A 17,768-nucleotide genomic window follows, 5' to 3' on the forward strand; every position below is an offset into this window, starting at 1 on the left:
GTCTATATGAGATTAGGGACGGCGCCATGGCAACCACACTGCAGCAACTCCTGGCACAGCGGATACTGATTCTGGACGGCGCCATGGGCACCATGATCCAGGGCCACCGCCTGGAGGAGGAGGATTACCGTGGCGAGCGCTTTGCAAACTGGCCCTGCCAGATCAAGGGCAACAATGACCTACTGTCCCTGACCCAGCCCGAAATCATCGCCGGCATCCACCGCGCCTATCTGGAAGCCGGTGCCGACATCATCGAAACCAACACCTTCAACTCCACCACCATCGCCATGGCCGACTACCAGATGGAGGCGCTCTCCAGGGAGATCAACTTCGAATCCGCCCGGCTGGCTCGTCAGGTGGCTGACGACGTGGCCAGGGAGACCGGCGTTCCCCGATTTGTGGCCGGGGTGCTGGGCCCCACCAACCGCACCTGCTCCATCAGCCCGGACGTGAACGATCCCGGCTATCGCAACATCAGTTTCGATCATCTGGTGGCCGCCTTCCATGAGTCGGCCCAGGCATTGGTGGAGGGAGGCGCCGACCTCCTGCTGGTGGAGACGGTGTTCGATACCCTCAACGCCAAAGCGGCCCTGTTTGCCATCGACACCCTGTTCGAGGAGCTGGGCCGCCCATTGCCGGTGATGATCTCAGGCACCATCACCGACGCCTCGGGACGCACCCTCACCGGCCAGACCACCGAAGCCTTCTACAACTCCCTGACCCACATCCAGCCGGTGGCCATCGGCCTCAACTGCGCCCTGGGGCCCAAAGAGCTCTCCCCCTACGTGGAGGAGCTGGCGCGCATCAGCGAGTTCCCGGTCTCCGCCCACCCCAATGCCGGCCTGCCCAACGAGTTTGGCGAGTATGACGAGACCCCGGAGCAGATGGCGGCGATCATCGGCCAATGGGCCGCCGAAGGCTGGCTCAACATCGTCGGCGGCTGCTGCGGCACCACTCCGGAACACATCAGCGCCATCAAGGCGGCGGTGGACCAACACAGCCCCAGGCGCACCCCGGCGATCCCGGTGGCCTGCCGCCTGGCTGGCCTGGAGCCCTGCACCATCGACGCCGACGCCCTGTTCGTCAACGTCGGCGAACGCACCAATGTCACCGGCTCCGCTCGTTTCCTGAGGCTGATCAAGGAGGGGGACTACGAGACCGCCCTCTCCGTGGCCCGCCAGCAGGTGGAGAACGGTGCCCAGATCATCGACATCAACATGGATGAGGGGATGCTGGACGGCGTCACCGCCATGGAGCGCTTCCTCAAGCTGATCGCCTCCGAACCTGAGATCGCCAGGGTGCCGATCATGATCGACTCCTCCAAGTGGGAGGTGATCGAAGCCGGCCTCAAGTGCATCCAGGGCAAAGGGGTGGTGAACTCCATCTCCCTCAAGGAGGGGGAGCAGGCCTTCATCCATCAGGCAAAACTGATCCGCCGCTACGGCGCCGCCGCCATCGTCATGGCCTTCGACGAACAGGGTCAGGCGGACACCTATGAGCGTAAGGTGGCGATCTGCACCCGGGCCTACCGGGTGCTCACCGACAAAGTGGGCTTCCCGCCCCAGGACATCATCTTCGATCCCAACATCTTCGCCATCGCCACCGGCATCGAGGAGCACGACAACTACGCCGTGGACTTTATCGAGGCCACCCGCACCATCAAGCAGACCCTGCCCCACGCGATGATCTCCGGCGGCGTCTCCAACGTCTCCTTCTCCTTCCGGGGCAACAACCCGGTAAGGGAAGCGATCCACGCGGTGTTCCTCTACCACGCCATCCACGCCGGCCTCACCATGGGGATCGTCAACGCCGGCCAGTTGGCAATCTACGACGACATCCCGGATGAGCTGCGGGAGCGGGTGGAGGATGTGGTGCTCAACCGCCGGCCTGACGGCACCGAGCGGCTGCTGGCCGTCGCCGAGGAGTACCGGGGTGATGGCGCCGCCGAAGCGGACCCCAGGGAGGCGGAATGGCGCAGCTGGCCGGTGACCAAGCGGCTGGAGCACGCCCTGGTCAAGGGGATCACCGACTTTATCGAAGAGGACACCGAACAGGCCCGGCTGGAGGCGGAGGCCCCACTTCAGGTGATCGAGGGCCCGCTGATGGATGGCATGAACGTGGTGGGCGATCTGTTCGGCGACGGCAAGATGTTCCTGCCCCAGGTGGTGAAATCCGCCCGGGTAATGAAGCAGGCGGTGGCCTACCTGACCCCCTACATCGAGGAGAGCAAGCAGGAGGTCAGCAGCGCCGGCAAGATCGTCATGGCCACGGTTAAGGGCGATGTCCACGACATCGGCAAGAACATCGTCGCCGTGGTACTGCAGTGTAACGGCTACGAGGTGGTGGACCTGGGCGTGATGGTGCCGGTGGAGAAGATCATTGAGACCGCTGTCGCCGAGAGTGCCGACGCCATCGGCATGTCCGGGCTGATTACCCCCTCCCTGGATGAGATGATCCACAACGTCAAGGCGTTCCAGAGGGCGGGGCTGGAGATCCCCTGCTTTATCGGTGGCGCCACCACCTCCAAGATCCACACCGCGGTGAAGATCCACCAGCACTACCCCCAGGGGGCCATCTATGTGCCGGATGCGTCGCGCACTGTGCCGGTGGTGGCCAAGCTGATCGACCAGAAGCAGCGCAAGGGGTTCGTGGAGCAGGTGTACAACGAATATAGCGAGCTCAAGGCGCGCCGGGAAGCCCAGGGGCGGCGCAAGACCCTGGTCTCTCTGGAGCAGGCCAGGGCCAACCGCAACGCCATCGACTGGGACAACTACCAGCCCTGCAAGCCCAAACAGACCGGGATACGGGTCTTCAAGGCGTACCCGCTTACCGACCTGCTGGAGCGCATCGACTGGACCCCCTTCTTCCGCAGCTGGGGGCTGCACGGTCGCTTCCCGGATATTCTGGAGGATCCCAGGGTGGGTGAGGAGGCCAGCGAGCTCTATGCCAACGGCCGGAAGATGCTGGAAACCATCATCGATCAGCAGTGGCTCAGGGCGGCGGCGGTGATCGGCCTGTTCCCTGCCAACTCGGTGAGCTTTGACGACATCGAGCTCTTCGCCGACGACGGCCGAGAGCAGTCTATTGCCACCCTGCATATGCTGCGCCAGCAGATAGAGCGCGCCGGCAACCACAACTTCGCCCTGTCCGACTTTGTGGCACCCAAAGAGAGCGGTAAGCACGACTACATGGGCGCCTTCGCGGTGACCGCCGGCATCGGCATCGAGCCCCATGTAGAGCGGTTCGAAGCCGCCGGCGACGACTACAGCGCCATCATGATCAAGGCCCTGGCGGATCGGCTGGCGGAGGCCCTGGCGGAGCGGATGCACGAGAGGGTACGCAAGGAGTTTTGGGGCTATGACGCCGGGGAGCAGCTGGATAACGAGTCGCTGATCCGCGAGCGCTACAAGGGGATCCGTCCCGCCCCGGGCTATGCCGCCTGTCCGGATCACACCGAGAAGGGTACCCTGTGGCAGCTGTTGCGACCGGACCATCACATCGGCCTCAACATCACCGAGAGCTTCGCCATGTACCCCACGGCGGCGGTCTCCGGCTGGTACTTTGCCCACCCCGAGTCCCGCTACTTCGGCGTGACTGACATTGCAGAAGATCAGCTGCAGGACTACGCCCGGCGCAAGGGCTGGAGCGAGGAGCAGGCACGCAAGTGGCTGGCGCCCCTACTGCACGGCTGAACAGACAGATCATCAAGGGCGCCTGAGGCGCCCTTATTTTTCTCAGGCCCTGGCCTGCAGAGCATCCAGATAGAAGTTCAGCGGCCCCGCCAGATGAGTCTCATCCTCCAGGCCACCGCAACTGTTGCAGTGGATCGCCAGGGCAAAGCCGTGGAGATAATCCACCAGCAGAGCCATGGCATGGCCTCGCTGTGCCTTATCCAGGGACAGGGGCGCCACCGCCTGATCAAACCGGGCCATAAACACCTGAGCCGGGCCAGTCGAGGACATTCCCAGCAGGGTTTCCAGCAAGCCACCATGGCGTCGCAGCAGGGAGAGATAACTCTGGCTCAGCCGTGCCAGCTCCTGTCGCCAGGGCTGCCCCTCGACAGGGGCGTAGATCCCCGCCACCAATTGGCAACACAGGGCCTCGAGCAGGGCGGTCTTGTTGGGGAAGTAGTGGTACAGGGCCATCACATCCACCCCCAGTTCCGCCGCCAGCTTCCTTAAACTCGGTACCTTGCCCCCCTGCCCCAGCAGTTCGGTGGCCACCTCCAGAATACGCTCCCGAGACAGGGCCGCCCCTCCCACAGGTCGACCGCGACGTTTCTCCTTGACAGTCAAAACTCACTCCAGCTAGTCTGAAAAAAGAATTTCTACAGTGTAGAATATAACCCTGTGGATGCCAAGTGCTACTCGGATAGTGGGAGAGAACATGAGTAACATCGTCTTTATCGGAACCAGCCTGGACAACTACATCGCCGACAAGAGCGGCGGGCTGGAGTGGCTGACCGCCCTGCCCAACCCGGAACAGGACGACTGTGGCTTCGCCGAATTTATGGCATCGGTGGATGCCCTGGTGATGGGACGCAACACCTTCGAAACCGTGTGCGGCTTCGGCGGAGAGTGGCCCTACAGCAAGCCGGTGTTTGTCCTGAGCCGCACCCTGCAACTCCTTCCCGATACACTAAAAGGCAAGGCCGAGCTGATTCAGGGCTCACCGGGTGAGGTGGTTCGCCAGCTCAATGACAGAGGCTTTAAACGGCTCTACATCGATGGCGGAAAAACGATTCAGAGCTTCCTTGAGGCGGATCTCATCGATGAGATGATCATCAGCCAGCTGCCAGTGTTGCTGGGCGGAGGTACAGCGCTGTTTGGTGAGCTGGCCAAACCTAGGTGGTTTAAGCTGGTTGAGTCCAAACTGCTGCTCGGCTCCATCGTCATGAACCATTACCGGCGCTGACCCGCTAGCCTGAAAGGCTCAACACCCACATGGGGGGCAAGAGCAGTGTTTCCAGTAACACCAGCCACATCAGGTCGGAACCTCCTGGTGTAAGCTGACGCCTCAAAGCCCCCAACTCTCCCCGGTTCATGGCCAGCTCGAACAGCAGGGTCATCAATAGCCAGGCGGCGCCCACCAACAGGGCCTGCGCCACTGAAGCCAGCGCCAGCCAGGGCAGCAACCCGCAGATCACCAGGGCGACCCACGACATCAGCACAGCGCCGCTCACTCGCTGGGCCCGCACCTCACCGAGTGCGGTGCTGAGCCACCTCTGGCGAACACCACCGTTGAGCACTGCCCCCAGAGCCATCAGCAACCACAGGCTTACCAGCTTAAATATGATCACTACTGCTCCTCCCGAGCCACCCGGCGGCTGACAGATTATCCGCTGACCGGGCCAGCTGCCTTGAGGTGCTCCCGCCCCCCGGTGCAGCCTCAGATCCTTTCTGATACTCTGGGACCAGATTCACTTCAAGGACACAAAAAACATGCCAATCAAACCCTTTGCCGCCATGTTGGCACTGATGATGGGCTTCTCCGTCCAGGCCGCCGACCAGGTGGTCACCCTGGAGGATGGCCGCAAGGTGATACTCCATGATGATTTCACCTGGCAGTATCTGGCTCCGGAGACCCCCAGGGCCGACCAAGCTGCCAAGCCTCTGACGCCGGAGGCCGCCAGCGCCATTCCTGCCCTGCCCAAGGCTGCTGCCCAGCCCAAGACAAAGACGATGCCCAAGAAGCCGCTGTCCAGCGGCGTCATCGTCCGTCCCGGCGAGGCCAAGGATGTGATGCAGCTGTCCGACTTCGGTCTGGATGCCCTGCTGGGCCGGGCCCGTTATGAAGGGGGCGAGCTGATCATCCCAACTTCGGTCACCAACCAGGGGCGTGAGGCGATCATTCAGGTGGATGTCCGCGTCACCGTGATGGACGAATTCGGCCAGGTGCTGGGGCGCGAGACCCTACCCCTGTGGCGCTCCATCAAGCGGATGGCCGACACCTACCTGCGTCCCGGCACCAGCAAAGCGGGACTGGAGCTGCGCATGGCGGTGGAGAAACGCGATCTGTACCAACTGCAGGTGGAGATCGACCAGGTGGAAACCCGCTAACCCCAGAAGGATCACCGGGGTTTCCCCGGACTAGAGCCGGCGGCTGACACTAAATCCCCCGCGCAGTTCCCCCAACTGGTAGCCGGTGGCCTGATCATCGGGGTAGTGGCGACGGATCGCCTCGAGTACCCCGGGATCGATCTGCTCACCGTGACACTGCAGACACACCTTGTCGATCACGATCCCCTTCATCAGCCGGAACTCCCCAGGGCCGTGTTTTTCGGTCACCAGGGCGGCTGCATCGGCACCCGCCGCCAGTTGGGCTTCAAATCCCGCCAACACCTGAGCTTCCCACGGGTCCGCCACAGCGGTCGCGCCGTTTCTTGGCTTCAGGCTGACCCGGCTCAACCGCCAGCCACTCTGCTGGCTGAGCCGGGCGGCGATCAGCGGCGCCTGGCTGGCACACACCTCCACCGCCGCCCTGGGGCCACCGGACTGCATAGCCGCCTTCAGGCTGGGCTTGAGGGTCGCGCCGAACTGGCTGATCAACGCCATCCCCTGCTGCTTCAGATCCAGAGAGTCTGTCGCCCAGACTCCCTGGCTTATCAATGACATCAGCCCTAAGGCCATGACTCTCTTCATCCCTAAACTCCTTGGGTGTCCATACAGATCTGACCACTCATTATATTAGGCAATCCTTATTTAGCAAACCCTGAGGCAGACGGCGCCTCATATGGTTCCCCCCATTTCCACAACAGGCTGGATCCCGGGATGACATATCTCCCCTACGCCCCGTTAACACCAGCTGCACCGACCACCTGGCCGCAGAAAATAAACATCAGCTGTGATTTCATTACCTTAGTTATGATCAGATCTCAATTAGCCCGGCCAGGGTTTGAAATGCGCTTTTAAAGGGAGTAAAAACAGGCGTCATACTCGGAAAAGTGGCCATTGAAGAGCCATAGTCCTTTGAATTAATTACCTTTAAGATCAACAACCTCTTAACAAAGGCGTTACCTGTGCAAAAGAAAACGAGTCTGCTGAGCAACATTGGTGTTCAGGTGATTATTGCGATGATCGCCGGTACCCTGGCGGGTATTGCTCTCGGGGAGGACGCAGCGGCGTTCGCTCCGCTGGGCAGCATCTTCATTCACCTGATCAAGATGCTGGTGATCCCCCTAGTGGCTGTGGCCATCATCAGTGGCGCCGCCGGCCTGGGCAACAGCCACGCCGCTGGCCGCGTCGGCCTCACCACCCTGGGCTTCTTCGGCCTCACTTCGGCAGTGGCAGTGGCCCTGGCCCTGGCCATGGGGGAAATTTTCCAGCCAGGCATCGGCATCGACTTCACGGCCATCGATGCCATGTACGAAGGCAACTTGGCGGAAAAGGGGCAACTGCCCACCTTCTGGGCCACCATCACCGGCATGATCCCCACCAATGTGTTCACCTCCCTGCATGATGGCAACATTCTGCAGATCCTGGTGTTCTGCCTGTTCTTCGGCATTGCCCTCTCCAAGGTGGAGTCCAGCCGAGCCAAGCCACTGATCGACGGCATCAATACCGTGGTGGACGCCTTTGTGTGGATGATCAACGTGGTGATGAAGGTGGCGCCCATCGGCGTATTCGGCCTGATGGCGGACGCCGTGGGCACCTTCGGCTTTGCCGCACTGAGCACGGTAATGAACCTGTTTATGGTCTATGTGGCCACCATCCTGATCTACGGTTTCCTGTTCTATCCGGCGATGATCAAGACCCTGACTCGCATCCCGGTCGGCAAGTTCGTCTCCTCCATGAAGAAGCCCCAGGCCGTGGCTCTCTCCACCGCCTCCTCCATGGCCACCCTGCCGGTGACCATGGATGTGTGTGAGAAGGAACTGGGCATCCGCAACTCCACCGCCAGCTTCGTACTGCCGCTGGGCGCCACCATCAACATGAGTGGCAATGCCATCTACTATGGTCTGGTGGCGGTATTCTTTGCCCAGGCGTTCCAGGTAGACCTGGGCCTGGGTGCCTATGTAGCCATCATCCTTACCTCCACCCTGGGCGCCGTCGGCCAGGCCGGCGTCCCCGGCCCCTCCTTCCTGGTGGTGGCAGTACTTCTGGCCGCCGGTATCCCCATCGAGGGGCTGCCGCTGCTGTTCGCCCTGGACAGGATCTTCGACATGATCCGCACCGCACTGAACATCACCGGTGACGCAGTCTGCGCCGCCATCGTCGATGAGTTGGCCGGAGAGGAGCCCATCGAGGATGAGCAACCGGCGGAGGCACGCTCCTAACCAAGACACGGGCCACCTCAGGGTGGCCCGTTTGTTTTTCCCGCAACGTCTTGCTAGATTGAAACGCCCATTCTAAACGGACGTTTAAATTTATCATGGACAGTTTCATTCAGAATTTCCCCATCCACACCCCCGTCCAAGTCGCCTGGGGTGAGATGGATGCCCTGCAACACGTCAACAACACCGTCTATTTCCGCTACTTTGAGAGCGCCCGCATCGACTTCTTCGACCAGTTGGGCCTGATGGAGGAGCTCAAGCAGAGCGGAATCGGTCCCATTCTGGCGGAAACCCGCTGCCGCTTTAAGCGTCCACTGTTTTTCCCCGACCGGGTGCTGATCGGCACCCGGATCACCGCCCTGAGCGACGACAGGTTCACCATGGAGTACCAGGTGTTCAGCCAGAGCCAGCAAGCGGTGACCTCCGTCGGCAACGCCGAGGTGGTGGTCTACGACTTTCGGCATAATCGCAAGGCGACCCTGCCGACCCACATCCACCGGGCGCTGGAGACACACCTGGTGGCCGAGTTGGAAGCCTCAGAGTAACGCGGCCCCCTCCCCCGGCGGAGCACCTCTTTTTCATCCGGCGCTGGTATACTGACCCCAACCATGAATACTGGAGTAAACACCATGACAACACGGGCGCTGCTGCTGACCCTGGCCACCACCCTTACCCTCAACGCCCCGGTCCTGGCCGGCTGGGAGGAGATCAAGGCCAAGGCCAGGGAGCTGGGCGAGAAAGCCTCGGAAGTGGGACAGGAGGCCTGGGCTAGCACCACTGAAGTCAGCCAGGAGGCGTGGAGCGCCACCAAGGAGTGGAGCCAGGAGACCTGGGAAGCCTCCTCCGCCTGGGCGGACGCTGCCCTGAACAGCGCCGGGGAGTGGAGTGACGAGGCTCTGGGCAAGGGCAAGACCTGGTACCATCAGGGAGAGGTCAAGCTGGAGGAGATGGTAGAGCCCAAGAGCCCCCAGCAAGCCCGGGATGCGCTGAACACCCTGTCCGAGGTCACCCTGATCAAACTGCTGACCGAGCACCCGGAGGTCAAACCCCTGTTTGACGATGCCTATGGCTACGCGGTGTTCGACTCGCGCCAATTCTCCCTGCTTCTGCACACCAACGGCGGCTCCGGGGTGGCGGTCAACCGCCACAGCGGCAGGCGCACCTACATGAACATGCTCGGCGGCGGCCTGGCTCTGGGTTTCGGGGCCAAGTTCTATCAGCAGGTGATGCTGTTTGAGGATGGGGTGAGCTACGACAAGTTCATCAACGACGGCTGGAGCGGCGGTACCGAGGCGGGGATTCTGGCCTGGAATGAGTCCGCCAAGTTTGGCCAGTCCTTCCACAACGGCGTGGCCTTCTACGTGCTCAATGAGAAGGGGCTGCTGCTGGACGCCAACATCAACGGCAGCCGTTACTGGCAGGATGGCGACCTCAACTGAGACCCGGGATAGCCGAGACAAACAAGGGCGGAGATGACTCCGCCCTTGTTGGTTAACCGTAACTGACCCAGCCGGGAGGAGAGATCGCCTCCCAGGCCTGTCGATAGAGCACCGCGGACTGCTGCCGCAGACGCTGAACCCTGGCCCGCTCAAACTCGCTCAGGGAGCGCCGTTCCGCCAGGGCCTGACGCTCTACCTCCTGGATCTGTTGATAGAAGTCGTGCTCCGGCCCACTCTTGATGTTGGCGAAGGATCGCAGATGGATCTGCACCTCCGCCACCATCTGGCTGTCGGGCAACCGAACCAGCAGGTTCAGATCCCGGTAGCCATTGGCCTTTGGGGTAAGGAAACGGTTTTTGACTCTGACCACCTCTCCCTGGCGATCCAGCTCATGGTAGGCCCTGAGCAGGCCATCCACGTCCTCCGCCACCAATGTGGTGCGGGCCAGATCCGTCAGCAGTCTTACATCGCCATCCAGTTTGCCCTCAAGCTTTGCCAGTGCGCGCTCACGACCTTTGACGGCGGGGACATCGGCTTGGGTTGAGGATAGATAGGCTACGCGGTGGGTCAGCATCGCCAGTTCATTCTGAGCCAGCTGTGCGCGGAGATAAAGGTTTTCGAAGTCCGAGGTCGGCTGGATCGCCGAAGCGTACTCCTGGCTGTCGATGGCCATCAGACCCGGCAGGCCCTTTTCTGCCTTGTTGGAACGCTCCAGTCCGGGGAGCTTGTCAAGAGATGTGTCGAGGGTAAGCTGAGTGGCTGCCTGGACCGGGGCCTGCCCCACCATGAACAACATCAGCGCCGTCTTTAAAAACTTGCCCATTCAGTCTCCTTTTCCAGAAACCGGACCGCCCTTATGGGCGGCCCTGCTCCTACTCTCTGGGTGATAAGGGGGATTTTCAAGATCGACCGGATCACAAAAACCGCTCCTCCTCCTGTTTTTTCAGAGTTATCAGGGGTCAGAGCGGTTCCACCAGCGGGCTGAAATCGTTCAATTATTCAGGCTGTATTCAATTTCATTTGATTTAGCATCAACCTCCGGTCTTAAAAAACAGCTGACTGAAGGGATTGAGGGCCCGGGCCAGGCCAGAGGTGAAATGCAACGGCGCATCGATCACCGCCAGGCACAGGCACCCCTGTTCCGACCTGGGGCTGTGCTCATTGGCCTCAGTGCAGTGCACCAGGTCGCCCGGAGCATAGTCACCGGCGTCATCACTGAAGTGGCCATCCAACACCAGGGTCCACTCCCGGCCCTTGTGGGTATGGGCGGCGATGCTGCCACCCGGCTCCATATAGATAAAGTTCAACTGGTAGGCGCGCCGGTGATCCTGAATGGGCGCATTCCAGAGCCGGTTCACCACCCGGCTCCAGGGGCCGGCGCGCTCCACCAGCCCCGCCAGGGCGGCAGGGAGATCAATGCGGCGCCCCTGAAACTCCATCTGGGTTGGCTCAGGCACCCGAGGCTCAAGCGCTGGGGCGTCCTCCAACAGGTTAAGCATCCTGGCCAGCTCATCGTTACCATAGGCTGCGTCTGGGCTCAGCTCAGCCAGTTGATCGGCCTGATGCTGCTGCAGCAACTCCACCCGGCCGTGACAGCGGCGACACTGACCAAGATGCACAGATACCATGATGGCGAGCACATCGTCCAGCTCACCCGAGGCGAACTGTCCGAGTTCCATGGCAGTTGGATGATGACGGTCACTCATAGCCCAGTGCCCCCTTGTTCAAACGCATCGACAATTTCTCCATCGCCAGTCTCAGCCGGCTCTTTACGGTGCCTACGGGCAGGTTCAGGTGTTCCGCCACCGCCTGATGGCTCATCTCCTTGAGGTAGACCAGGGCCACCACCTGCCGCTGATTTTCCGGCAGACGGGCAATCAGCTCATTCAGGCGCCGCCTCTCGCTCTCCCCTTGAACCTGCAGCTCACAGTCGTCCTCCACCGGCGCCGGCTCGACGTAGATCTCGTCGGCGCTGACCAGGGTGGGCCTGGCCAGTTTCTGCCGGCCCAGGTCAAAGCAGCGGTTGCGAGCAATGGTGTAGATCCAGGTGGAGACGTTGCCCCGGTCCAGATCAAAACTGGCGGCCTTCTGCCACACCGCCAGCAGGGTGTCCTGAGTGACCTCCCGGGCGGTTTGATCGTCTCCCACCCGGGCGACACAGAACGCGTGCACGCGACCGGCGAAGTGTCGAAACAACTCCGCGTACGCTTGCTTGTCCCTGTTGTTGGCCACCCGGGTCATGGCCCGGGCCAGGCGCTGGTTCAGGTCGTCTTGGGAGGCGGACACAGTCATGGATGTCTCGGTTTCCCTCGTTCTTGATGGCGTCGATACGACTCTCATACGTGATCCCCGTAGCTGCTCGGCCAGTGGCGCATGCTGCGTCCCAAATCGGCTCCAGACTCCAAGCTACGGAGGCACATCTACTGTGGATCACTTTTATCAAGAATAGAATGGATTAGGCTCAACGCCATGGCGGAGGAGGGCTGAGTCAGCAGCGCAACCTTGGCGGATGCCTCGATGGGCAGCAGCTCCAGCCAACGTTGCAGACTCCACCGCAGAGAGTCGAGCCCGGGCTCAGGATAGAGCTGGCCAATCTCCGGGTATTCGGCGAACAGTCGCCCCAGTGCCTGCTGAATGCGGAGATCCTCAGCCGGGCTCTCCTCGGGCCAAAGCTCGAACGGCCTGCAGTCCCCCCAGCGCAACCCGTCCTCATCGCTCTCCACGTGGTTCACCCGAGCCAGGGAGAGCCCCTCCACGGTAATGCCCAGCAGACCGTCGCTCAACTGGTCAAAGTCCACCATCTTCACCAGGGTCACCACTCCCAAGACTCGACTGCTGCCGCCAGAGCTCTTCTCCATCATGCCCATGGCAAAGCAGGGCTGACGGCCCGCCCGCTCGCGCACCATTCTCAGGTAGCGGGCCTCGAAGATCCTCAGGGGCAGGCGTCCGTGAGGAAAGACATGAGCATTGAGAGGAAACAGGGGAAGTCGCATCGGCGCATCACTGTGATTGAGTCGGTCATTCTGGCTACGGCCGGCAGGGGCTATCGGTTCACCCGGTGATCCTCCCCGGTCCCCGGTACGTACACAGCGGTAACCACGAGGAGCTTGAGATGAACACTGCCCGTGCCGCCCTGGCCAAGCTTTCCCCCCAGGCCCGACGCCTGCTCCTGGACAGCTGCGTCTTTCAGCTGTTCTGGTTCGCCACCATGGTGTCTCCGCATGTGGGCGCTCAATTGGCGGCCCTGGTGTTGTGGGCCCTGGTCTCCCCGCTGACCGCCAGGCAATGGCTGCTGACCTACATGCTGGCCCTGCTGGGGTCTGTGGGAGACGCCCTGTGGCTCACCCTGGGGCTGTTTGTCCCCAGCGATCACGGCCCCCTGATCTTTGTCCTGCCCCTGTGGCTGATGTTGCTGTGGCTGGCCTGTGCTCGCTACCTGCTGGTGTTGACCGAAGGTCTGCGCCTCCCCGGCCTGCTGTTGGTTGTGCTCGGCGCCGTCGCCGGTCCCCTGAGCTACCTGGCCGCCGCCCAGCTTGGGGCCGCTTCCCTGGCTCCGCCCCAGCCCGGCCTGTGGATCGCCTTTGCACTGTGGTGGGGGGCAGTGATGTGGCTGGCCCGATACCTGGGAGGACGCCGATGACCAAGGCGCTCCCCACCCTGCTGCTGCTGTTCAGCCTGGAGGCGTCGGCCCTGCCCCTGGTGGGAGAGAGCAAACTCAGGGTGCTGTTTTGGGACATCTACACCGCCCGGCTGTACGCCCCCGACGGCCAGTACGCCGGCATCACCCCCCCACTGATCCTGAGCCTCACCTACCACAGGCGCATCGACGCCGAGGCCCTGATGGAGGCCACCGAGGAGCAGTGGCAGAGGCTGGGGTTTATCGACAGGGCGAGCAGGGCCTGGCTGGCCAGGCTGGCTCCCTGCTTTCCCGACGTCGCCCCGGGCGATCGCCTGAGCTTCAGCCTGAGCGAGGATGGCGGGGCGCAGCTCAGCTACAACGACGCCCCCAGGTGCCGTTTTACCCCGTCCGCAGGCAACCGCCGGTTCCTGGCCATCTGGTTGTCTCCCCGAAGTGCCTATCCGGGCTTTACCCGGCGACTGATCGCCAAAGGAGAGTGAGATGAGAGTCCTGATAGTCCTGATGATCACCCTGCTGGTGGGCTGCAGCGCCGACCACAGTGCCCTGAGCAGCCGTCAGCCACCGCTGGAGCTGGAACGGTTCTTCGACGGCCGGGTGACCGCCCAGGGGATGGTGACCAACTTCCGGGGGGAGGTGATCAGGCGCTTCAGCGTCACCCTGGATGGGCGCTGGCAGCAGGGAGAGGGGGTGCTGGATGAGTATTTCCTCTACGACGATGGCGAAACCCAGTTCCGGCAGTGGCGTATCGAGCGCACCGGTCCCAACAGCTACCAGGGCGAGGCCGATGACATCATCGGCACCGCCTCGGGAGAGCGCCACGGCCCTCTGCTCAGATGGCAATATGAGATGGTGCTGGTGACCGACGACGACGAATGGCAGGTCAGTTTCGATGACCTAATGGTGTTGGTGGATGACAGGCACCTGCTCAATCGAGCCAAGATCACCAAGTTTGGCATCACCGTGGCCGAGGTGTTCATCGCCTTCCAGAAGGAGTGAATGCCCCGCCCTCCCCCTGTGCCTGTCCCTCCCCCTGTGTTAGGGTTGATCGATTAAAACAAACAAGAAGATCAACAGAAAAGAAGGACACAGGATGTTTACGTTTCCCTCCAAGCCCTGGGCGGTGCTGTGCCTGGCCCTGGGTGTTTCAGCCTCAGCCGAAGCGGCAGAGCTGACGTTCGATAAGCAGCAGATTCGTACCCACATCGCCACCCTGGCTTCCGACGAGTACGGCGGCCGCGGCCCCCTGACCCGGGGAGAAACCCTGAGTATCGATTACATCGCCCAGGAGTTTGCCAAGCTGGGACTCAAACCCGGTAACGGCGACAGCTACCTGCAACCGGTACCCCTGGCCCAGGTCACCGCCGACCAGGGGGTGACCCTCAAGCTGGGACAGCTTGAGCTGACCAATGGCAGTGAGTTCACCGCCCGCACCCAGAGGATCACCCCGCGCATCGAGGTGAAGGACTCTCCCATGGTGTTCGTCGGCTACGGCATCAATGCCCCGGAGTATGGCTGGAACGACTACGCCGGCTTGGATGTCAGGGGCAAGACCGTGGTGATGCTGGTGAACGATCCGGGGTTTGCCACCCAGGATCCGACCCTGTTCAAGGGCAATGCCATGACCTATTACGGCCGCTGGACCTACAAGTATGAGGAGGCGGCCCGCCAGGGCGCCGCCGCTGCCCTAATCATCCATCAGACCGATGCCGCCGGCTACGCCTGGGGCGTGGTGCAGAACTCCAACACCGGCAGCAAGTACACCCTGGTAGACGCCAGCAACAACGCCAGCGAACTGCCGGTGATGGGCTGGTTGCATCAGGATGCCGCCCACAAGCTGTTCAAGCAGTCCAGGCTGGATCTGGCCGCCCTGTCCCAAGCCGCCGCCCAGCCGGGCTTCAAGCCGGTGACACTTACCGGCACGGCCAGCATTCGCTTCGACAACACCGCCAGGATGGCGGAGTCCCACAACGTCCTGGGGCTGCTGCCCGGCAGCGAGATGCCGGAGGAGGTGGTAATGATCCACGCCCACTGGGATCATCTTGGCACCAACAAGAGTGACGGCCACATCTACAACGGCGCCATCGACAACGCCACCGGCGTAGCCGGGGTGATCGAATTGGCCCGAGTCCTGAGCGAGCAGCACCGCCAAGCGCCGTTCAAGCGCAGCATCCTGTTCAGCAGCTTTACCGCCGAGGAGACGGGCCTGATCGGGGCCAGCCATTTCGCCACCCACCCCACGGTGCCCGCCGGCCAGATCGTTGCCTTCCTCAACATCGACGGTATGAATGTGGACAACGCCCTGGACTACATCCTGCGCTACGGCGACGGCGTCTCCGAGCTGGAGGGCTACCTGGAGAGGGCCGCACGCAGCCAGGGACGCACCGTCAGGCCGGATCCCCGCCCCCAGGCGGGCCTGCTCTATCGCAGCGATCACTTCGCCCTGGCCAAGGTCGGTGTCCCCGGCCTGCTGTTCATGAGCCTGGGGGACAACGATCCCGATTACATCCCCCACCGATACCACAAGCCGGCGGATGACTATCACCCCGACTGGAGCCTGGAGGGGATGGCGCAGGATCTGTCGCTGATGGCGATCATCGCCGCCCAGCTTGCCAACAACGGTGACTGGCCCAAGTGGCTGGAAGCCTCTGAATTCAGAAAGCGCCGAGCCCTAGATGGCCGGCAGTAACCACGGAGGAACCCTGTGTCCCTGACCCACCTGCGGCTGACCGCCGCCTTCGAACTGCGGCGGCTGTTTGCCACCCGCCGCGGCCTATTGTGGCTGCTGGCCTTTGCCCTGGTCTGGGGGCTGCTGTTGCGCTACCCCATCCTCGGGGCGGCAGACCTGCTGCGTCGCGAGGATATGAGGGAGTTCTTCCTCTCCCTCTCCCCCGACGGCCTGAGTACCCTCTACCTCTGGTCCAGCCCCGAATTGGCCATCTTCTGGGTCGCGGCCCTGGTGCTCTACCCCATGGCCACCATCGGCCTGGCGGCGGACCAGATGGCCTCGGACCTGCAGCGGGGCACACTGAGGTTCCTCACCTTGCGCATCAGCCGGGACAGCCTGCTGCTGGGACGCTTCCTGGGGATGATGACCATACAGCTACTGATGATCCTCGCCTCCCTGGCCGGGACCCTGGGACTGGCGATCTACAAGGGTGCGGCCCTGCTGCCGCTCCTGGGTCAGAGCACCCTGGTGACCCTGAACCTGCTGCTGGTGGTGTTGCCCTTCACCGCCACCATGGCCCTGCTGTCGTTGCTGGCCAAGTCCGGCCGTCAGGCGGTGGTGCTGGCCACCCTGTTCTGGCTGATGCTGCCGCTGGCCACCGGCCTGCTCTCCATGGCCTGGCAACCCCTGGAGCACCTGTTGTTGCTGGTGCCCGGCGGTCAGATCAAGGAGCTGATGGTGATGACCCCCGCCGCCGCCCTCACCACCGGCTGGCAGCCCCTGACCCAAACCCTGCTGATGCTGGTCCTGGCCCGACAGACCCTGGAAAGGAGCAGCCTATGACCCTGATGATCGAAGCCCGAGGCCTGACCAAGAGATACGGCAGCAAGACGGCGCTGGATGGGGTAGACCTCAACCTGGCCGCCAACGGCAGCATCGCCCTGGTGGGCCCCAACGGTGCCGGTAAGACCACCCTGATGTCGCTGATCTGCGGCTACCTCCACCCCACCTCAGGCCATCTGAGGGTGCTGGGTGACGCGCCCGGCAGCCCCGCCCTTCTGGGCCGGATCGGTGCCCTGCCCCAGGATGCCCAGCTGGATCCCGGTTTCGGCGTCGGCCTGCAACTGGCTCACTTTGCCGCCCTGCAAGGACTCGACAAACCCAAACAGGAAGCCCGCCGGGTACTGGAGCTGGTGCAACTGGCGGAGACCTACGACAGCCTGCCCCAGGCCCTGAGCCACGGCATGCGCAAACGGGTCATCATCGCTCAGGCGCTGATTGGCCAGCCTGAACTGGTGCTGCTGGATGAACCCACCGCCGGCCTGGATCCGGCCAACGCCAGGGCGGTACGGGAACTGGTCAATCGCCTCAGAGGGGAGTGCCGCTTCATCATCAGTTCCCATAACCTGGAGGAGCTGCAGAAGATGTGCGACACCGTGCTCCACATCGATCATGGCAGGATCAGTAACCAGCTGACGGTGGATGATGCCGGCCAGGAGGGCGCCCTGACCCTGACCCTGGCACCGGGCACCGAGGATCAGCAGTCGGTACTGGCCCAGGTGACCGGAGTCCGTCAGGTCACCCGGCGAGACAGGGAGGAGTATCTGATCCGCTATGATCTGGGCGGCCATCCCGACTTCGACCTGGAGCTGCTCACCGCCCTTAAGGCCGCCCGAATCCCCTACCGGCGGCTGGCCCTGGGCCTGAGCCTGGAGGAGCGGCTGTTCACTCCGGAGCAGAGCTAAAAAAAGA

Annotated in this window: 19 protein-coding genes; 12 read left to right on the forward strand and 7 right to left on the reverse strand. The window is 62.5% G+C overall.

The window, feature by feature from the left end:
* Positions 1-26: 26 nt before the first annotated feature.
* Positions 27-3,692, forward strand: coding sequence for a methionine synthase (gene metH, locus FCL40_RS08655; RefSeq protein ID WP_136852813.1), 3,666 nt, complete (start codon positions 27-29; stop codon positions 3,690-3,692).
* Between the two features lie 42 nt (positions 3,693-3,734).
* Here the strand turns inward: metH and FCL40_RS08660 are convergent, their stop codons facing one another.
* Entirely contained in the window at positions 3,735-4,295 is a 561-nt protein-coding gene (locus FCL40_RS08660) for a TetR/AcrR family transcriptional regulator (protein WP_136852814.1), read from the reverse strand.
* 91 nt (positions 4,296-4,386) lie between these two features.
* On the opposite strand from FCL40_RS08660, the gene FCL40_RS08665 reads away from it, so the two are divergent.
* Complete coding sequence (locus tag FCL40_RS08665) at positions 4,387-4,914, forward strand: dihydrofolate reductase family protein (RefSeq protein WP_136852815.1); 528 nt, start codon at positions 4,387-4,389, stop codon at positions 4,912-4,914.
* 4 nt (positions 4,915-4,918) lie between these two features.
* Here the strand turns inward: FCL40_RS08665 and FCL40_RS08670 are convergent, their stop codons facing one another.
* The gene (locus FCL40_RS08670; protein WP_136852816.1) at positions 4,919-5,299 is read right to left on the reverse strand and encodes a hypothetical protein; all 381 of its coding nucleotides are present in this window, start codon (positions 5,297-5,299) and stop codon (positions 4,919-4,921) included.
* Between the two features lie 142 nt (positions 5,300-5,441).
* Here FCL40_RS08670 and FCL40_RS08675 point away from each other — a divergent pair, with 142 nt between their 5' ends.
* Complete coding sequence (locus FCL40_RS08675; protein ID WP_136852817.1) at positions 5,442-6,059, forward strand: DUF3157 family protein; 618 nt, start codon at positions 5,442-5,444, stop codon at positions 6,057-6,059.
* A gap of 30 nt (positions 6,060-6,089) precedes the next feature.
* On the opposite strand, the gene FCL40_RS08680 is transcribed toward FCL40_RS08675, so the two are convergent.
* A complete protein-coding gene (locus FCL40_RS08680) occupies positions 6,090-6,641 on the reverse strand; it encodes a Tll0287-like domain-containing protein (protein ID WP_136852819.1) in 552 nt (183 codons plus the stop codon).
* 377 nt (positions 6,642-7,018) lie between these two features.
* On the opposite strand from FCL40_RS08680, the gene FCL40_RS08685 reads away from it, so the two are divergent.
* The 3 genes from FCL40_RS08685 (at position 7,019) to FCL40_RS08695 (ending at position 9,711) form a co-directional block, all read left to right on the forward strand.
* Positions 7,019-8,275, forward strand: coding sequence for a dicarboxylate/amino acid:cation symporter (locus FCL40_RS08685; RefSeq protein WP_205729117.1), 1,257 nt, complete (start codon positions 7,019-7,021; stop codon positions 8,273-8,275).
* 95 nt (positions 8,276-8,370) lie between these two features.
* Positions 8,371-8,817 (forward strand): acyl-CoA thioesterase, encoded by a 447-nt coding sequence (locus FCL40_RS08690; RefSeq protein ID WP_136852820.1) that lies wholly within the window; start codon positions 8,371-8,373, stop codon positions 8,815-8,817.
* Positions 8,818-8,901: 84 nt separating this feature from the next.
* Positions 8,902-9,711, forward strand: a complete 810-nt coding sequence (locus tag FCL40_RS08695) for a lipid-binding SYLF domain-containing protein (RefSeq protein ID WP_136852822.1) — start codon at positions 8,902-8,904, stop codon at positions 9,709-9,711.
* 52 nt (positions 9,712-9,763) lie between these two features.
* Here the strand turns inward: FCL40_RS08695 and FCL40_RS08700 are convergent, their stop codons facing one another.
* From FCL40_RS08700 to FCL40_RS08715, 4 genes are all read right to left on the reverse strand, one after another.
* Positions 9,764-10,534: a nucleotidyltransferase family protein gene (locus tag FCL40_RS08700; protein WP_136852824.1), complete on the reverse strand. Its 771-nt coding sequence runs from the start codon at positions 10,532-10,534 to the stop codon at positions 9,764-9,766.
* Positions 10,535-10,742: 208 nt separating this feature from the next.
* Positions 10,743-11,417: a ChrR family anti-sigma-E factor gene (locus FCL40_RS08705; RefSeq protein WP_136852826.1), complete on the reverse strand. Its 675-nt coding sequence runs from the start codon at positions 11,415-11,417 to the stop codon at positions 10,743-10,745.
* Positions 11,410-12,003 carry a sigma-70 family RNA polymerase sigma factor gene (locus FCL40_RS08710; RefSeq protein ID WP_169307051.1) on the reverse strand — a complete coding sequence of 198 codons (594 nt, stop codon included), beginning with the start codon at positions 12,001-12,003 and terminating at the stop codon, positions 11,410-11,412. The genes FCL40_RS08705 and FCL40_RS08710 overlap by 8 nt, the downstream gene beginning before the upstream one ends.
* Positions 12,004-12,131: 128 nt before the next feature.
* Complete coding sequence (locus FCL40_RS08715; protein ID WP_136852830.1) at positions 12,132-12,704, reverse strand: LON peptidase substrate-binding domain-containing protein; 573 nt, start codon at positions 12,702-12,704, stop codon at positions 12,132-12,134.
* A 119-nt stretch (positions 12,705-12,823) separates the two neighbouring features.
* Between FCL40_RS08715 and FCL40_RS08720 the strand changes: the two genes are divergently transcribed.
* From FCL40_RS08720 to FCL40_RS08745, 6 genes are all read left to right on the forward strand, one after another.
* Positions 12,824-13,351, forward strand: coding sequence for a DUF2878 family protein (locus FCL40_RS08720; RefSeq protein WP_136852832.1), 528 nt, complete (start codon positions 12,824-12,826; stop codon positions 13,349-13,351).
* Positions 13,348-13,830 (forward strand): hypothetical protein, encoded by a 483-nt coding sequence (locus FCL40_RS08725; RefSeq protein ID WP_136852834.1) that lies wholly within the window; start codon positions 13,348-13,350, stop codon positions 13,828-13,830. Before FCL40_RS08720 ends, FCL40_RS08725 begins: the two co-directional genes overlap by 4 nt.
* A 1-nt stretch (position 13,831) precedes the next feature.
* Positions 13,832-14,347 (forward strand): DUF3833 domain-containing protein, encoded by a 516-nt coding sequence (locus FCL40_RS08730; RefSeq protein ID WP_136852836.1) that lies wholly within the window; start codon positions 13,832-13,834, stop codon positions 14,345-14,347.
* Between the two features lie 94 nt (positions 14,348-14,441).
* Positions 14,442-16,037, forward strand: coding sequence for a M28 family metallopeptidase (locus FCL40_RS08735; RefSeq protein WP_136852838.1), 1,596 nt, complete (start codon positions 14,442-14,444; stop codon positions 16,035-16,037).
* 15 nt (positions 16,038-16,052) lie between these two features.
* Positions 16,053-16,859, forward strand: a complete 807-nt coding sequence (locus FCL40_RS08740) for an ABC transporter permease (RefSeq protein WP_136852840.1) — start codon at positions 16,053-16,055, stop codon at positions 16,857-16,859.
* The gene (locus FCL40_RS08745) at positions 16,856-17,761 is read left to right on the forward strand and encodes an ABC transporter ATP-binding protein (RefSeq protein WP_136852841.1); all 906 of its coding nucleotides are present in this window, start codon (positions 16,856-16,858) and stop codon (positions 17,759-17,761) included. Before FCL40_RS08740 ends, FCL40_RS08745 begins: the two co-directional genes overlap by 4 nt.
* Positions 17,762-17,768 lie beyond the last annotated feature (7 nt).

The organism is Ferrimonas sediminicola (assembly GCF_005116715.1).
Taxonomy (GTDB): domain Bacteria; phylum Pseudomonadota; class Gammaproteobacteria; order Enterobacterales; family Shewanellaceae; genus Ferrimonas; species Ferrimonas sediminicola.

Coding starts and splice junctions, on each gene's coding strand:
- FCL40_RS08665 (WP_136852815.1), top strand. CDS start 4,387: ATGAGTAACATCGTCTTTATCGGAACCAGCCTGGACAACTACATCGCC.
- FCL40_RS08680 (WP_136852819.1), bottom strand. CDS start 6,641: ATGAAGAGAGTCATGGCCTTAGGGCTGATGTCATTGATAAGCCAGGGA.
- FCL40_RS08745 (WP_136852841.1), top strand. CDS start 16,856: ATGACCCTGATGATCGAAGCCCGAGGCCTGACCAAGAGATACGGCAGC.
- FCL40_RS08695 (WP_136852822.1), top strand. CDS start 8,902: ATGACAACACGGGCGCTGCTGCTGACCCTGGCCACCACCCTTACCCTC.
- FCL40_RS08710 (WP_169307051.1), bottom strand. CDS start 12,003: ATGACTGTGTCCGCCTCCCAAGACGACCTGAACCAGCGCCTGGCCCGG.
- FCL40_RS08735 (WP_136852838.1), top strand. CDS start 14,442: ATGTTTACGTTTCCCTCCAAGCCCTGGGCGGTGCTGTGCCTGGCCCTG.
- metH (WP_136852813.1), top strand. CDS start 27: ATGGCAACCACACTGCAGCAACTCCTGGCACAGCGGATACTGATTCTG.
- FCL40_RS08730 (WP_136852836.1), top strand. CDS start 13,832: ATGAGAGTCCTGATAGTCCTGATGATCACCCTGCTGGTGGGCTGCAGC.
- FCL40_RS08700 (WP_136852824.1), bottom strand. CDS start 10,534: ATGGGCAAGTTTTTAAAGACGGCGCTGATGTTGTTCATGGTGGGGCAG.
- FCL40_RS08720 (WP_136852832.1), top strand. CDS start 12,824: ATGAACACTGCCCGTGCCGCCCTGGCCAAGCTTTCCCCCCAGGCCCGA.
- FCL40_RS08675 (WP_136852817.1), top strand. CDS start 5,442: ATGCCAATCAAACCCTTTGCCGCCATGTTGGCACTGATGATGGGCTTC.
- FCL40_RS08690 (WP_136852820.1), top strand. CDS start 8,371: ATGGACAGTTTCATTCAGAATTTCCCCATCCACACCCCCGTCCAAGTC.
- FCL40_RS08705 (WP_136852826.1), bottom strand. CDS start 11,417: ATGAGTGACCGTCATCATCCAACTGCCATGGAACTCGGACAGTTCGCC.
- FCL40_RS08715 (WP_136852830.1), bottom strand. CDS start 12,704: ATGCGACTTCCCCTGTTTCCTCTCAATGCTCATGTCTTTCCTCACGGA.
- FCL40_RS08725 (WP_136852834.1), top strand. CDS start 13,348: ATGACCAAGGCGCTCCCCACCCTGCTGCTGCTGTTCAGCCTGGAGGCG.